Here is a 15,249-nt window from a genome sequence, read left to right on the forward strand (position 1 = left end):
GGTGCTCCAGGCCGCTGCTGTAGCTGCAGCGCGGAGGCGAAAAAAAGCCGTCCCGCGAGTGCGAGACGGCTTTGAGTGGGGGAGCTTCCTGGATCGAATGGGCGTATCAGGCCGCCAGGCGCTTTTCCAGTTGCGCCTTGGTATCGAGCAGCGCTTGGGGCAGGTGGTAGGCCAGCTGCTCAAAGTGGGCGGTGTGCAGCTTGAACTCTTCCGTCCATGCGGCCTTGTCGATGCTGGTCACGGCGTCGAACTTCTGGGCACTGAAATCCAGACCGGTCCAGTTGATCTCGGCGTACTGCGGGGCTACGCCGAACATGGTTTCCTGGCCGGCGGCCTGGCCTTCGATGCGGTCGATCATCCACTTGAGCACGCGCATGTTGTCGCCATAACCGGGCCAGACGAACTTGCCGGCTTCGTCCTTGCGGAACCAGTTCACGCAGAACACCTTGGGCAGCGCCTTGCCGGTGGCGGCAATTTGGCCTTCCATGTTCAGCCAGTGCTGGAAGTAGTCGCTCATGTTGTAGCCGCAGAACGGCAGCATGGCGAAGGGGTCACGGCGCACAACGCCCTGGGCGCCAAAGGCGGCGGCGGTGGTTTCGGAACCCATGGTCGCTGCCATGTACACGCCTTCGGTCCAGGTGCGGGCTTCGGTTACCAGCGGCACGGTGGTGGAGCGGCGGCCGCCGAAAATGAAGGCGTCAATGGCCACGCCATTGGCATCGTCCCACTGGGGGTCAAGCGCCGGGTTGTTGGTGGCAGCCACGGTGAAGCGCGAGTTCGGATGGGCAGCCTTGGCGCCGGTTTCCTTGGCGATCTGGGGCGTCCAGTCCTTGCCTTGCCAGTCGATCAGGTGGTCGGGCAGCTTGCCGGTGTCCTTTTCCATGCCTTCCCACCACACGTCGCCGTCGTCCGTCAGGGCCACGTTGGTGAAGATCACGTCCTTGTCCAGGCTGCGCATGCAGTTGGGGTTGGTGTGCATGTTGGTGCCGGGGGCCACGCCAAAGTAACCAGCCTCGGGGTTGATGGCGTACATCTTGCCGTCGGCATGGGGCTTGATCCAGGCGATGTCGTCACCGATGGTGGTGACCTTCCAGCCGGCAAAGCCCGCCTCGGGCGGCACCAGCATGGAGAAGTTGGTCTTGCCGCAGGCGCTGGGGAAGGCCGCAGCCACGTGGTACTTCTTGCCCTCGGGGTTGGTCACGCCCAGGATGAGCATGTGTTCGGCCAGCCAGCCCTGGTCGCGGCCCATGGTGGAGGCGATGCGCAGGGCCAGGCACTTCTTGCCCAGCAGCGCATTGCCGCCGTAGCCCGAGCCGTAGGACCAGATTTCGCGCGTTTCGGGGTAGTGCACGATGTACTTGACCTTGGGGTTGCAAGGCCAGCTCGTCGTGTCCTTTTCGCCTTCGGCCAGGGGCGCGCCCACGGTGTGCATGCAGGGCACGAACTCGCCTTCCACGCCCAGCACGTCGTATACGGCCTTGCCCATGCGGGTCATGAGCTTCTGGTTCACGGCCACGTAGGCGCTGTCGGTCAGCTCCACACCGATGTGGGCAATGTGGCTGCCCAGCGGGCCCATGCTGAAGGGCACCACGTACATGGTGCGGCCCTTCATGCAGCCGTCAAACAGCGGCTGCAGCGTGGCGCGCATTTCAGCGGGGGCCATCCAGTTGTTGGTGGGGCCGGCATCTTCCTTGGCGGCCGAGCAGATGTAGGTGCGGTCTTCCACACGGGCCACGTCCGATGGGTCGGACCAGGCCAGGAAGCTGCCAGGGCGCTTGGCGGGGTTCAGCTTCTTGAAGGTGCCGGCATCGACCAGTTGCTGGCACAGGCGGTCGTACTCTTCCTGGGAGCCATCGCACCAGTAGATGCTGTCGGGCTTGCACAGGGCGGCCATGTCGGCCACCCAGGCGAGCAGCCGGGCGTTTTTGACGTAAGCGGGGGCGTTGAGATTCAGGCCCTGCATCGTGGGTGCGTTCATCGGGGAGCTTCCTAAGTTGAAAAAACGTTTTTCCAAAGGAAGCGGACCGAACGGGTCACGGCGAGGCCTGGCGCAATTGCGGTGCTGAGCGCTGCCTTTGAAAAAACGGCTTTCGTGCTCAGTCGGCGGGCGGGAGCGTGTGTCAGCCCCACGGGTGGAGGCTAGTTCCACGGATTCCGCGGGTCGGCTGGGATGTCAATTTTATGAATCTGCCGCCCATTTGTCTGTCAGACAGGGTTCAAAACCATGCAAAAAAAACATAGGGTTATGCATGTAATCCGACGCCCGGCGGGCGCCGGGCTGTGGCGCTAGGGCCGGGCCGCCGCACCGCTCCAGCGCTCAAAGCCCGCCTTGCGCAGCGCACAGGCCGGGCAGGTGCCACATCCGTACCCCCAGGCATGCAACGTGTCACGCACGCCGTGGTAGCAGGTGTGCGAGTCGTTCACGATCAGATCGACCAGTGCCTGCCCACCCAGGGTCCGCGCCAGCTCCCAGGTCTCGGATTTGTCCAGCCACATGAGGGGCGTCTCGAACGTGAACCGCTGGCCCATCCCCAGCGACACCGCCACTTGCAGCGCCTTGAGCGTGTCGTCACGGCAGTCGGGGTAGCCTGAAAAATCGGTCTCGCACATGCCGCCCACCAGGGTGTGCAGCCCGCGCCGGTAGCCCACGGCGGCCGCCAGTTGGAAGAACAGCAGGTTGCGCCCCGGCACAAAGGTGTTGGGCAGGCCGGCCGCGGTCATCTGAATCTCGGCGTCGCTGGTCAGCGCTGTGTCGCTGATGTGGCCCAGCACCGCCAGGTCGAGCATGTGGTCGTCGCCCAGCCGGGCGTTCCACTGCGGAAACTGCGCGCGCAGCGACGCCAGCACCGTCTGCCGCGCCTGCAGCTCGATGTGGTGGCGTTGGCCGTAGTCAAAGCCGATAGTTTCCACATGGGCAAAGTGCTCCAGGGCCCAGGCCAGGCAGGTGGTGGAGTCCTGGCCTCCGGAAAAGAGGACGAGTGCGTGTCCGAGTCTCATGGGGTTCTCCAGGTCAAACGAGGATGGGATGTGGGGGCGGGACGAAAAAAAGCCCCGCACTGCGGGGCTGTGGGGGTGATGCCTGCCGGAGCGGTCAGGCCATCATCACGGCGATGAACGCCAGCAGGAACATCATGATGCCGCCCACCACTGGCAGCACCACGGGGACCACGTGAACGACGTTTTCCACGGGGTCGTTCGATGGCGTTGCAGAGGCGTGCGAAGTGTTGTGGTCAGACATGGTGAGCTCCAGATGCTTAAAACTTGCACAATTCTAGCCGCGAGAACCTGCACAGGGGCAAAACCCTGTGGTCTCTATGCACAGGCTCTCAGATCAGGTCGGCCTGCATGCCCGCCGTGCGCAGCTGTCCCAGCACCTCATCGACATGGGTCTTGCCCCGGGTTTGCAGCACCAGCTCAATCTCTACGTTCTGCGCGGCCAGCATGGTGAAGGCGCGCTGGTGGTGCACTTCCTCGATGTTGGCGCCTGCGTCGGCCACCGTGGCGGTTATGCGCGCCAGCACGCCGGGCACATCGCGCGCGCTGACCTTGATGCGCGCGAGGCGACCCGAGCGCACCATGCCCCGCTCAATGATGGCGGCCAGCAGCAGCGGGTCGATGTTGCCGCCGCACAGCACCAAGCCCACGCGCTTGCCCTTGAAGCGTTCGGGGTAGCGCAGCAGCGCCGCCAGCCCAGCAGCCCCAGCGCCTTCGACCAGGGTTTTTTCAATCTCCAGCAGCATCAGCACCGCCTGCTCGATGTCGCCCTCGTCCACCAGTACCAGGTCGTCCACCAGGCGTTTGACGATCTCTTGCGTGATCTTGCCCGGCGTGCCCACGGCAATGCCCTCGGCTATTGTTGACGTGCCCTGCGGGTGGTGCGTGCCCTTGACGGCGTTGACCATGGCCGGAAAGCGCGCGGTCTGCACACCGATGATTTCGATGCCCGGCTTGATCGCCTTGGCGGCCGTGGCAACTCCAGAGATCAATCCGCCGCCGCCCACGGCAATCACCAGCGTATCGAGGTCGGGCACGGCCTGCAGCATCTCCAGGCCCAGCGTGCCCTGGCCTGCAGCCACGCCTTCATCGTCATACGGGTGCACAAAGGTCAGGCCCTGCGCGTCTGCCAGCGCATAGGCATGGGCGCGGGCTTCTTCCAGCGTGTCGCCATGCAGCACCACCTCGGCGCCGAACCCGCGCGTGCGCTCCACCTTCACGCCGGGCGTGAAGCGCGGCATCACGATGACTGCGCGCAGGCCCAGGCGCTGTGCGTGGTAGGCCACGCCCTGGGCGTGGTTGCCAGCGCTCATGGCCACCACGCCGCGCGCACGCTCCTCGTTGGTCAGCAGCGTGAGACGGTTGCAGGCGCCGCGCTCCTTGAAGGACGCGGTGAACTGCAGGTTCTCGAACTTGAGGAACACCTGCGCACCCACGATCTGCGAGAGCGTCTTGGATTCGACACAGGGGGTGTCCAGCACCTGGCCTTGTAAGCGGGTGGCGGCGTCGCGGATGTCTTGAAGGGTCAGCATGGGCCGATTGTGGCGCAATGCGCGCCGTTGGAGCGCGGCGGCGGGTGCAGGCCGAAAAATGGAGTGAAAAGTGGCTCTTCTAGCGAATGCTAGTGATGCACTCGATAAATGTCGTACGTCGAAATCGTCGTTTACAGACGTGCGGCGATTTCCATCACTACTATTCGCTAGAAGAGCCTGAAAAGTACGCCAAGCGCTAGAGGATCATGCGTTAGCAGCTATCAATTTTGATGATCTATTTGAGACCCAGCCTGCGCGCCAGCTTGTGCAGGTTGCTCGCGTCCACCTCCAGCGCACGCGCGGCCTGGGCCCAGTTGCCCTGGTGGCGCGCCAGCGCCTGGGTGATGGCGTGCCGCTGGCAAGCATCCACGGCGTCCCGAAGCGGGCTGCCGGCTGTGTCCGTCGTGGAGGCAGTCGCGGGTGGCTCTGTGGCCTGAGCGGGAGCACTCGCGTCCAGCGGGGCAGGGGCTGCGCTGGCGGCGTGGGCGTCCAGGTCCAGCAGCACGGGCTCCAGCGTCACGATGTCGGTGCGGCTCACACCCCGGCTCAGCGCCTTGAGGGCGGCCCGGCTGATCACATGCTCCAGCTCGCGGATATTGCCGGGCCAAGGGTATCGGCGCAGCGCCTCTTGCGCGCTGGCCGACAGCCGCAGGCTGCGCAGACCGAGGCGCGCACGGTTCAACTCCAGAAACCGGCCCGCAATGAGCAGCACATCGTTGCCCCGCTCGCGCAGCGGCGGGATGGGCACCGGGTACACGGAGAGCCGGTGGTACAGGTCAGCGCGAAAGTCGCCCGCAGCCACCTGCTCGCGCAGGTTGCGATTGGTGGCGGCGACCACCCGCACGTCCACACGGCGTGGCCGGTCGGCGCCCAGGCGCTGGATTTCGCCGTTCTGCAGCGTGCGCAGCAGCTTGGCCTGCACGGCCAGCGGCAGCTCGCCCACCTCGTCCAGGAACAGCGTGCCGCCCTCGGCGGCCTCAAAGCGACCTGGCCGGTCGGTCACCGCACCCGAGAACGCGCCGCGCACGTGGCCAAACAGCTCGCTCTCGGCCAGCGACTCCGGCAGCGCCGCGCAGTTCACATGCACCAGCGGGCGTGCAGCGCGCGGCGACTGGCGGTGCAGCAGGCGCGCAAACAGCTCCTTGCCCACGCCGGTTTCGCCCAGCAGCAGCACGGGCAGGTCCGAGCCCGCCACCACCTCCAGCTCGTGCAGCAGGCGCAGCAGGGGCTCGCTCTGGCCGACGATCTCCATGTCGCCCTCGCCCGCGCGGGTGGTGCGCTCATCCTCGGCACCACGGGTGTGGGGGGCGCTGCGCAGCGCCTGCACCTCGCGCTCCAGCCGTGAGATGCGCACGGCGGCCTCCACCAGCACCTTGCAGTCGGCCAGCGCAGCGCGCGCGGCCTCGCCAAAGGTGCCGGTCTGCAGGGCGTCGAGCGTGAGCACGCCCCAGGGCTGACCGTCCACCTGCAGGCTCACGCCCATGCAGTCGTGTACGGGCAGGGGCTCGCCCACCAGGGTGTCGAGCAGGCCGTCGTAGGGGTCGGGCAGGGTGCTGTCGTGGTCAAAGCAGGTCACCTCCCGCCGCGCCAGGATGGCCGCGAGCCGAGGGTGCTGGCTGACGGCAAAGCGGCGCCCCAGCGCCTCGCGCACCAGGCCGTCCACGGCCAAGGGTCGCAGGTGGTCCTGTTCCAGCTGCAGCAGCGCCACAGCACCGCAGTGAAAGCGGGCACGCAGGTGGTCCACCAGCCGCTGCAGGCGCACGGCCTGGGGCAGATCGGTGGACAGGTCGGCCAGCAGGGATTGGTGATCCATGGTGATTTTTACCTCGTATGGGTGAATTTAACCCCAATCCGTTGGGGTAATAAATACCATGAACTTCGTAAGCACTTGATTTTATTGGGACCCGCCGTTGGCCCGGCGCTTGCGATAGGGGGGGTGGATCGACTCACTCGTCACCTCACCATGATCATCACATCTTGTCCACCTGCGGCCTGCCTGGCCCTCCGGGCGGTCCATCACGCCGCCTGTCTCGCTGTGGCCCGCCCTCGCTGGCCCCGCCCGTTCGCCGTCTCATCGAAGCAGGAGGCCCCCCATGGGTAACTACCGCAAGCTCTGGTTCACGCTGATCGGCGTGCTCATCGTCACCTTCAGCCTGCTGGGCTACTACGGCGCCGAGGTCTACCGCACCGCGCCACCCATTCCCGACAAGATCGTCACGGCCGGGGGCGAAGTCCTCTACACCCACGACAGCATCCTGGACGGCCAGACCGCCTGGCAGTCGGTGGGCGGCATGCAGCTGGGCTCCATCTGGGGCCATGGCGCCTACCAGGCGCCCGACTGGACGGCTGACTGGCTGCACCGCGAGCTTCTCAACTGGCTCGACGTCGCGGCCGAGCGCGCGCACGGCAAACCGTTTGCCGACATCGACGCCGCCGCCCAGGCTGTGCTGCGCGACCGCATGAAGACCGAGTACCGTACCAACACCTACAACCCCGAAACGGGCGTGGCCATGGTGTCGTCCACGCGGGCCGATGCGATCGCGAAGACCGCGCTGTATTACGACCAGCTTTTCAGCGATGCACCCGCGCTGCACAAGACCCGCGAGCATTTCGCGATGAAGGAGAACACCCTGCCCAGCGCCGAGCGGCGCGCGCAGATGATGGGCTTCTTCTTCTGGACGGCCTGGGCCGCCGCCACCGAGCGCCCCGGCACCACAGCCACCTACACCAACAACTGGCCGCACGAGCCGCTCATCGGCAACAAGCCCACCGCAGAGAACATGGTGTGGTCGGTGATGAGCGTGGTCGTGATGATGGCGGGCGTGGGCTTTCTCGTATGGGGCTGGGCCTTTCTGCGCAAGCACGACGAGGACCCCACGCCCCCGAAGCACGACCCGCTGTCGCGCGTGCCGCTAACGCCCTCGCAGCGTGCTCTGGGCAAGTATTTGTTCCTCATCGTCGCGCTGTTCAGCTTCCAGGTGCTGCTGGGCGGTTTCACGGCGCACTACACGGTGGAAGGCCAGCAGTTCTACGGCATCGACGTGTCGCAGTGGTTCCCGTACTCGCTGGTGCGCACCTGGCACATCCAGAGCGCGCTGTTCTGGATCGCCTCGGGCTTTTTGGCGGCCGGCCTGTTCCTCGCACCGCTCATCAACGGCGGAAAAGACCCGTCGTACCAGAAGTTGGGCGTGGACATCCTGTTCTGGGCGCTGGTGGTCGTGGTGGTGGGCTCGTTCGCGGGCAACTACCTGGCCATTGCGCAGATCATGCCGCCCGAGTGGAACTTCTGGCTGGGCCACCAGGGCTATGAATACGTGGACCTGGGCCGCCTGTGGCAGATCGGCAAGTTCACTGGCGTGGCCTTCTGGCTGGTGCTGATGCTGCGCGGCATCCTGCCCGCGTTCCGCCAGCCTGGCGACAAGAACCTGCTGGCGCTGCTGTCTGCATCGGTCATCGCCATCGGCCTGTTTTACGGCGCCGGCTTCTTCTATGGCGAGCGCACGCACCTGTCGGTGATGGAGTACTGGCGCTGGTGGGTGGTGCACCTGTGGGTCGAGGGCTTCTTTGAAGTCTTCGCCACCACGGCACTGGCCTTCATTTTCTCCACGCTGGGGCTGGTGTCGGTGCGCATGGCCACCACGGCCAGCCTGGCCTCGGCCTCGCTCTTCATGCTGGGCGGCGTGCCTGGCACCTTCCACCACCTGTACTTTGCCGGCACCACCACGCCGGTGATGGCGGTGGGCGCAGCCTTCAGTGCGCTTGAAGTCGTGCCCCTGGTGGTACTGGGCCACGAGGCCTGGGAACACTGGCGCCTGCAGCACCGCGCGCCCTGGATGGCGCGGCTGCGCTGGCCGCTGATGTGCTTCGTCGCCGTCGCCTTCTGGAACATGCTGGGCGCGGGCGTCTTCGGCTTCATGATCAACCCGCCCATCTCGCTGTACTACGTGCAGGGACTGAACACCACGCCCGTGCATGCGCATGCCGCGCTGTTCGGTGTTTACGGCTTCCTGGCGCTGGGCTTCACGCTGCTGGTGCTGCGCTACATCCGGCCGCAGCTGGTGTTCAGCGACCGGCTCATGGCCACGGGCTTCTGGTGGCTCAACGCGGGCCTGGTGCTGATGATTGCCACCAGCCTGCTGCCCATCGGCCTGTTCCAGTTCCATGCCAGCGTGAGCGAAGGCCTTTGGTACGCCCGGGGCGAGGCCTTCATGCAGCAGCCCTTCATCCAGACGCTGCGGTGGGTGCGCACCTTCGGCGACGTGGTCTTCATCGTCGGCGCGCTGGCCGTGGCCTGGCAAGTGGTGAGCGGCGTGTTGGGCTCGCGTGCACCGGCCGTCCCTGCGGGCGCCACCCTGGCGGAAACCCGTCGCTGACCCGCGCCATGCGCTGCCACCACCATCCCCGGCGGCAGCGCAGGCCCTTATTCATCCCACAAAGAGCGAACATGAACCTCGACAAATTCAAGCACCAGCACACCGACATCCTGCGCAGCATCGCCACCTTGCGCGCCCTGGCCCATGCCGGTGTGGAGGCCAACGCCACGGCCATTGCCCAGGGCATCGTTGCGATGAGCGGCACCATCAAGCTGCACCTGGCCGTGGAAGACCAGGTGCTGTACCCCGCACTGCAGCGCGGCGGCAATGCAGACCTGGCGCGCATGGGGCGCCAGTACCAGAGCGAGATGGCATCGATCGCCAGCGCCTACGACGCCTTCGCGCGGCGCTGGAACACGGCCGACAGCGTGCGGCGCAATGCCGAGGGCTTTCGCAGCGAAGCCAATGTGGTGCTGCGCCGCGTGTTTGAACGCATGCAGCGCGAGGACCACGACTTTTATCCACGCATCGAAGAGGAAGAAACCGCTGATTGCCATTGATAGGCCCAATGGCTGGGCGCTCCAGCCGTTCCCCATCCATCGGTAGGGCCTGAGGGCACCTCCCTTCACCGGCCCCAGAGGCCGGTTTTTTTGTTGCGGACTCGGTCTTTAGCGCAGAGCGTCAGCCATGCTGGCACACCCTCAGCACCTCCGCCCCGTAAGCCTCCAGCTTCTTCGCCCCCATGCCGCTGATACCCTGCAGGTCGTCCAGGGACGCGGGGTTGCGCTCTGCAATCGCAGCCAGTGTGGCGTCGTGAAAGATCACATACGCGGGCAGGTTGTGCTCGCGTGCCACCTCGGCGCGCCAGGCCTTGAGGTTGATGAAGCGCGCCTGGGCATCGGGCCCCAGGTTGGCGGCAGCGGCTGGCGGTGCCGTGCTGCGGCGCGTGCGCTTGGCGGGCGCGCTGGCCGTGGATTCGCGCAACAGCACGGGCACATCCCCCTTGAGCACGGGGCGGGAGCCGTCGGTGAGGCTCAGCGTGTCGAAGCTGTGGCCACTCTCCAGCATCACTTTTTGCAGCCCCACGGCCCCGGTGGCCAGCAGTTGGCGCAGCACGCCGCGCAATTGCGCTTCGGAATAGTCCTTGCCCACGCCGAAGGTGGACAGCTTCTCGTGCCCAAACTGCTTCACCTTCTCGGTGTCCTTGCCGCGCACGATGTCCATGATGTGGCCGGTGCCAAAGCTCAGGCCGCTGGCCTGCTGCACGCGGTAGATGGTGGACAGCAGCTTGCGGGCGGCATCCGTGCCGTCCCACACGGCGGGCGGGTTCAGGCAGTTGTCGCAATTGCCGCAGGGCGTGGAGTGCTCGCCAAAGTAGCCCAGCAGCCGCACGCGCCGGCAATCGGTGGCCTCGGCCAGGGCCAGCAGTGCATCGAGCTTGCCGCGCATCACCTGCTTGAACTCCTCGCTTGCGGGGCTCTCGTCGATCATGCGGCGCTGGTTCACCACATCCTGCAGGCCGTAGGCCATCCACGCGTCGGCGTTCAGCCCGTCGCGGCCTGCGCGGCCCGTCTCCTGGTAGTAGCCCTCGATGTTCTTGGGCATGTCCACATGCGCCACAAAGCGCACATCGGGCTTGTCGATGCCCATGCCGAACGCGATGGTGGCCACCATCACGATGCCTTCCTCGCGCAGGAAGCGGTCCTGGTTCTGCTGGCGCACCTCAGCAGGCAGGCCTGCGTGGTAGGGCAGGGACTTGAGGCCCGCGTCCACCAGTGCGGCCGACATCTCCTCCACGCGCTTGCGCGACTGGCAGTACACCACGCCCGCGTCGTCCGGGTGCTCGCGCTCGATGAAGCGCAGTAGCTGCGCCAGCGGTTCCTTCTTTTCCTCGATGCGGTAGCGGATGTTCGGCCGGTCGAAGCTGCTCACGAAGTGCTGCGCACCCTCCAGCTGCAGCCGCTCCACGATGTCGGCGCGCGTCAGCGCATCGGCCGTGGCCGTGAGTGCAATGCGGGGCACGCCCGCATAACGCTCGTGCAGCACCGTGAGCGCGCGGTATTCGGGGCGGAAGTCGTGGCCCCACTGGCTCACGCAGTGCGCCTCGTCGATGGCAAACAGCGAGAGGTGACCGCCTTCGTACAGGCTATCGAGCAGGCCCAGAAAACGCGGCGTGTTCAACCGTTCGGGCGCGGCGTACAGCAGGGTGATGTCGCCAGTCTGCAGGCGCAGCTCCACATCCTGCGCCTCGTCAAAACTCAGCGTGGAGTTCAAAAAGGCGGCATCCACCCCCGCCTCGTGCAGCGCGCCCACCTGGTCGTGCATCAGTGCGATCAGCGGAGAGACCACGATGGTCACCCCGCGCCCCTGTCGCTGGCGCACGATGGCCGGCACCTGGTAACACAGGCTCTTGCCGCCGCCGGTGGGCATGAGCACCAGCGCATCGCCACCGGCGATCACGTGCTCAACAATGGCCTGCTGCGGGCCGCGAAACTGCTCGTAGCCAAAAACGTCCTGCAAAACGGCATGGGCAGGGGACAGCGCGGGAGACGGGCGAGAGGACAAGCGGATACTCTGAAATGGATAGCTGCAAGCGCATATAAATCAAGCGCTTGGTGCCGATAAGGCCAGTATTTTCTGGCGCGCCAGGGCTTGGCCCTGAGCGCGGCAGGCGCATATTGTGCGCTGCAAGGGCGCAGGGGCCGCACTTTCTACAATAGGGGCCTATGCAAGCCCTCCACTACACGCGCGCTGCGCAACTGCCCGACATCCTCGCCCAACGCATCGTCATCCTCGACGGCGCCATGGGAACCATGATCCAGCGCTTCAAGCTGGGCGAGGCGCAGTACCGGGGCGAGGGCTACACCGGGCCGGATGGCGCGGGGGACCGGTTCAAGGACTTTGCGTACGACGTGAAGGGCAACAACGAGCTGCTCAGCATCACCCGGCCCGACGTGATCCGCGACATCCACGAGCGCTACCTGGCGGCCGGGGCCGACCTCATCGAAACCAACACCTTCGGCGCGACCACCGTGGCGCAGGAGGACTACCACATGGCCCATCTGGCGCGCGAGATGAACCTGCGCTCCGCCCAATTGGCGCGCGCAGCCTGCGACAAGTATTCGACGCCCGACAAGCCTCGCTTTGTGGCCGGAGCCCTCGGCCCCACACCCAAGACGGCCAGCATCAGCCCCGACGTGAACGACCCGGGCGCCCGCAACATCGACTTTGAAACCCTGCGCGCTGCTTACTACGAGCAGACCGAAGCGCTGGTCGAAGGCGGTGCTGACGTGCTGCTGGTCGAGACCATCTTCGACACGCTCAACGCCAAGGCCGCGCTGTTCGCCATTGACGAATTCTTTGAAAAGAGCGGCGAGCGCCTGCCGCTCATCATCAGCGGCACCGTGACCGATGCCTCCGGCCGCATCCTGTCGGGCCAGACCGTGACCGCCTTCTGGCACAGCGTGCGCCACGCGCGCCCGCTGGCCATTGGCCTGAACTGCGCGCTGGGTGCCACGCTGATGCGCCCTTACATCCAGGAGCTGAACCGGGTGGCCGAGGACACCTTCATCAGCTGCTACCCCAACGCCGGCCTGCCCAACCCGATGAGCGACACCGGCTTTGACGAAACGCCCGAGATCACCAGCCGCCTGGTTCACGAGTTCGCGGCCGAGGGGCTGGTCAACATCCTGGGCGGTTGCTGCGGTACCACGCCAGACCACATCGGCGCCATTGCCAAGGCGGTGGCCGATGTGCCCACGCGCAAGATGTTCTACCCCGCAGAAGCCTGAATTTGAGTCAAATCGGCCTCTAGCGCTTATTCAATAAGCGCAAGAAGCTATAAAAAATGTAGTGATTGCCGTACCAGCGCAGTGCGGCAGCCCATTGCAAGGCGCCGCCGGGTGCGGCAACCTTGCAATCCCCACTTCATTGCGCCTTCCCGTTTCGCCGTCTGGTCCGTCCACCCCATGCTTGATACCGCCACCCCGCCCGCACCCTCCTCTGTGGAGGGCGACGACGCAGCCGCAGCGGCCGCCAAGGCCGCCGCCCACGCCGCGCTCAAGCTCGAAAAGCGCCTGGTGCGCCAGGTGGCCCAGGCCATTGGCGACTTTGGCCTCATCGAAGACGGCGACAAGGTGATGGTGTGCGTGTCGGGTGGCAAAGACAGCTACGCCATGCTGGACGTGTTACGCATGCTGCAGCAACGCAACGGCAACCGCTTCGAGCTGATCGCCGTCAACCTCGACCAGAAGCAGCCAGGTTTTCCGGCCCATGTGCTGCCCGAGTATTTGACGCAGGTGGGCGTGCCCTTCCACATCGAAACGCAGGACACCTACAGCGTCGTCAAGGAGCACATCCCCGAAGGCAAGACCATGTGCAGCCTGTGCAGCCGCCTGCGCCGGGGCATTTTGTACCGCGTGGCCGACGAACTGGGCTGCACCAAAATCGCGCTGGGCCACCATCGCGACGACATGCTGCAGACGTTCTTTCTCAACATGTTCTTCGGCGGCAAGCTCAAGGGCATGCCGCCCAAGGTGCAGAGCGACCGGGGCGACCACCTCATCATCCGCCCGCTGGCCTATGTGGCCGAGGATGACCTCACGCGTTGGGCCGAGATCCGCCAGTTCCCCATCATCCCTTGCACGCTCTGCGGCAGCCAGGAGAACCTGCAGCGCAAGCAGATCGGCCAAATGCTGCGCGACTGGCAGCAGCTGTACCCCGGCCGCATCGAGAACATGGCCGTGGCGCTGCGCAACCTGGTGCCCTCGCACTTCATGGACCCGCGCCAGTTCGACTTCAAGGGCTTGGTGCCCAACGGTGTGCAGGACGCCGATGGCGACAAGGCGTTTGATGCCGAAGAGTTTCCAGCCCAGGCCGTGGGCATGCTCGGCGGCCTGCCCCTGATGCCCCGCTGAACCCGACCCTCGACGATTTTTTGATTGGGCCACCCCATGACCACGCTCAAAGCCCCCGAACTCCTCCTGCCCGCTGGCTCGCTCGACAAGATGCGCGCCGCCTACGACTTTGGCGCCGACGCGGTGTACGCCGGCCAGCCGCGCTACTCCTTGCGCGCGCGCAACAACGAGTTCCGCCTGGAGCAGATCAAGCAAGGCATTGACGAGGCCCACGCGCGCGGCAAGAAGTTCTTCGTCACCAGCAACCTGATCGCGCACAACGACAAGATCCGCACCTACCTGCGCGACATCGAGCCCGTGATCGACTGCAAGCCTGACGCGCTCATCATGGCCGACCCAGGCCTCATCATGATGGTGAAGGAGAAGTGGCCGGAGACGGAGATCCACCTGTCTGTGCAGGCCAACACCACCAACTGGGCCACGGTGAAGTTCTGGCAGAAGATGGGTGTGTCTCGCATCATCCTCTCGCGCGAGCTTGCCCTGGACGAGATCGAAAAAATCCGCCAGGAATGCCCCGACATGGAGCTGGAAGTGTTCGTGCATGGCGCGCTGTGCATCGCGTACTCGGGCCGCTGCCTGCTCAGCGGCTACTTCAACCACCGCGACCCCAACCAGGGCACCTGCACCAACGCCTGCCGCTGGAACTACGCGACGCACGACGCCGACATCGACCCCACCACCGGCGAAGCCATCGCGCAGAAGATGGAAGGCGACTTCAACTTCGAGGCTGCGCAGCAGAAGGCCGAGCAGGCCTTTGCCTCCACCACCGGCAGCGGCCAGCGCCACCCCAAGGCCGACAAGGTCTACCTGATCGAAGAGGCCGGTCGCCCCGGCCAGCTCATGCCCATCATGGAAGACGAGCACGGCACCTACATCATGAACAGCAAGGACTTGCGCGCGGTGGAGCATGTGGCGCGCCTGACGCAGATCGGTGTGGACTCGCTCAAGATCGAAGGCCGCACCAAGAGCCTGTACTACGTGGCCCGCACCGCCCAGGTCTACCGCCGCGCCATCGACGACGCCGTGGCGGGCCGCCCCTTCAATCCCGAGCTGCTGATCGAGCTGGAAGGCCTGTCCAACCGCGGCTACACCGGCGGCCTGCTGGAGCGCCGCCCCAGCAACGACTACCAGAACTACCTCAGCGGCCACTCCGTCACGCAGCGCAGCCAGTACGTCGGCGAGGTGCTGGGCACCGAGGGCTTGGCGGATGTGGGCCTGCAAGGCGACTGGGTGCAGGTGGAAACCAAGAACCACTTTGCCGTGGGCGACCTGATCGAGGTCGTGCACCCCAGCGGCAACACCACCGTGCGCCTGCAAGAAATGCGCAATGTGGAAGGCCAGCCCGTGCAGGTCGCCCAGGGCAGCCCCGTGCGCGTGTGGATTCCGCTGCCCGCCCGCTACAGCGGCGCGTTGCTGGCGCGGGTGATCGAATCGCAACCGCCTGCCGCCCAGCCAGAGCCTGCGCTGGCAGTCTGATTCTGTTGAGAACGCCCC

At 65.7% G+C, this 15,249-nt stretch carries 11 protein-coding genes; 5 read left to right on the forward strand and 6 right to left on the reverse strand.

Annotated elements, in window-relative coordinates:
* Window positions 1-106: 106 nt before the first annotated feature.
* From ACODSU_RS02520 to norR, 5 genes are all read right to left on the reverse strand, one after another.
* Complete coding sequence (locus tag ACODSU_RS02520; protein ID WP_488839807.1) at window positions 107-1,978, reverse strand: phosphoenolpyruvate carboxykinase (GTP); 1,872 nt, start codon at window positions 1,976-1,978, stop codon at window positions 107-109.
* Window positions 1,979-2,286: 308 nt separating this feature from the next.
* Complete coding sequence (gene queC / locus ACODSU_RS02525) at window positions 2,287-2,997, reverse strand: 7-cyano-7-deazaguanine synthase QueC (RefSeq protein WP_488839809.1); 711 nt, start codon at window positions 2,995-2,997, stop codon at window positions 2,287-2,289.
* A 94-nt stretch (window positions 2,998-3,091) separates the two neighbouring features.
* Window positions 3,092-3,238: a hypothetical protein gene (locus tag ACODSU_RS02530; RefSeq protein ID WP_203422270.1), complete on the reverse strand. Its 147-nt coding sequence runs from the start codon at window positions 3,236-3,238 to the stop codon at window positions 3,092-3,094.
* Between the two features lie 88 nt (window positions 3,239-3,326).
* Window positions 3,327-4,526 (reverse strand): threonine ammonia-lyase, encoded by a 1,200-nt coding sequence (locus tag ACODSU_RS02535; RefSeq protein ID WP_488839811.1) that lies wholly within the window; start codon window positions 4,524-4,526, stop codon window positions 3,327-3,329.
* Window positions 4,527-4,761: 235 nt separating this feature from the next.
* Window positions 4,762-6,339: a nitric oxide reductase transcriptional regulator NorR gene (gene norR, locus ACODSU_RS02540; protein WP_488839813.1), complete on the reverse strand. Its 1,578-nt coding sequence runs from the start codon at window positions 6,337-6,339 to the stop codon at window positions 4,762-4,764.
* 280 nt (window positions 6,340-6,619) lie between these two features.
* Between norR and ACODSU_RS02545 the strand changes: the two genes are divergently transcribed.
* Both ACODSU_RS02545 and ACODSU_RS02550 read left to right on the forward strand, forming a co-directional pair.
* Complete coding sequence (locus tag ACODSU_RS02545) at window positions 6,620-8,899, forward strand: nitric-oxide reductase large subunit (protein ID WP_488839815.1); 2,280 nt, start codon at window positions 6,620-6,622, stop codon at window positions 8,897-8,899.
* Window positions 8,900-8,970: 71 nt separating this feature from the next.
* On the forward strand, window positions 8,971-9,399 hold the full coding sequence (locus tag ACODSU_RS02550) for a hemerythrin domain-containing protein (RefSeq protein ID WP_488839817.1): 429 nt from the start codon (window positions 8,971-8,973) through the stop codon (window positions 9,397-9,399).
* A 121-nt stretch (window positions 9,400-9,520) separates the two neighbouring features.
* Here ACODSU_RS02550 and recQ read toward each other — a convergent pair whose 3' ends face one another.
* Window positions 9,521-11,380: a DNA helicase RecQ gene (gene recQ, locus ACODSU_RS02555; protein WP_488839965.1), complete on the reverse strand. Its 1,860-nt coding sequence runs from the start codon at window positions 11,378-11,380 to the stop codon at window positions 9,521-9,523.
* 185 nt (window positions 11,381-11,565) lie between these two features.
* On the opposite strand from recQ, the gene ACODSU_RS02560 reads away from it, so the two are divergent.
* The 3 genes from ACODSU_RS02560 to trhP all read left to right on the forward strand — a co-directional run bounded on the left by ACODSU_RS02560 (window position 11,566) and on the right by trhP (window position 15,231).
* Window positions 11,566-12,630: a homocysteine S-methyltransferase family protein gene (locus ACODSU_RS02560; RefSeq protein WP_488839819.1), complete on the forward strand. Its 1,065-nt coding sequence runs from the start codon at window positions 11,566-11,568 to the stop codon at window positions 12,628-12,630.
* Between the two features lie 177 nt (window positions 12,631-12,807).
* Window positions 12,808-13,755 (forward strand): tRNA 2-thiocytidine(32) synthetase TtcA, encoded by a 948-nt coding sequence (ttcA, locus tag ACODSU_RS02565; protein ID WP_488839821.1) that lies wholly within the window; start codon window positions 12,808-12,810, stop codon window positions 13,753-13,755.
* 36 nt (window positions 13,756-13,791) lie between these two features.
* Entirely contained in the window at window positions 13,792-15,231 is a 1,440-nt protein-coding gene (gene trhP / locus ACODSU_RS02570) for a prephenate-dependent tRNA uridine(34) hydroxylase TrhP (RefSeq protein ID WP_488839823.1), read from the forward strand.
* The last annotated feature ends 18 nt before the right edge of the window (window positions 15,232-15,249 follow it).

The organism is Acidovorax sp. FG48 (genome assembly GCF_057809085.1).

Excerpts from the sequence above, each read along its gene's own strand:
- queC (WP_488839809.1), bottom strand. The coding sequence starts at position 2,997 with ATGAGACTCGGACACGCACTCGTCCTCTTTTCCGGAGGCCAGGACTCC.
- ACODSU_RS02530 (WP_203422270.1), bottom strand. The coding sequence starts at position 3,238 with ATGTCTGACCACAACACTTCGCACGCCTCTGCAACGCCATCGAACGAC.
- ACODSU_RS02520 (WP_488839807.1), bottom strand. The coding sequence starts at position 1,978 with ATGAACGCACCCACGATGCAGGGCCTGAATCTCAACGCCCCCGCTTAC.
- ACODSU_RS02535 (WP_488839811.1), bottom strand. The coding sequence starts at position 4,526 with ATGCTGACCCTTCAAGACATCCGCGACGCCGCCACCCGCTTACAAGGC.
- ACODSU_RS02545 (WP_488839815.1), top strand. The coding sequence starts at position 6,620 with ATGGGTAACTACCGCAAGCTCTGGTTCACGCTGATCGGCGTGCTCATC.
- trhP (WP_488839823.1), top strand. The coding sequence starts at position 13,792 with ATGACCACGCTCAAAGCCCCCGAACTCCTCCTGCCCGCTGGCTCGCTC.
- ttcA (WP_488839821.1), top strand. The coding sequence starts at position 12,808 with ATGCTTGATACCGCCACCCCGCCCGCACCCTCCTCTGTGGAGGGCGAC.
- ACODSU_RS02560 (WP_488839819.1), top strand. The coding sequence starts at position 11,566 with ATGCAAGCCCTCCACTACACGCGCGCTGCGCAACTGCCCGACATCCTC.
- norR (WP_488839813.1), bottom strand. The coding sequence starts at position 6,339 with ATGGATCACCAATCCCTGCTGGCCGACCTGTCCACCGATCTGCCCCAG.
- ACODSU_RS02550 (WP_488839817.1), top strand. The coding sequence starts at position 8,971 with ATGAACCTCGACAAATTCAAGCACCAGCACACCGACATCCTGCGCAGC.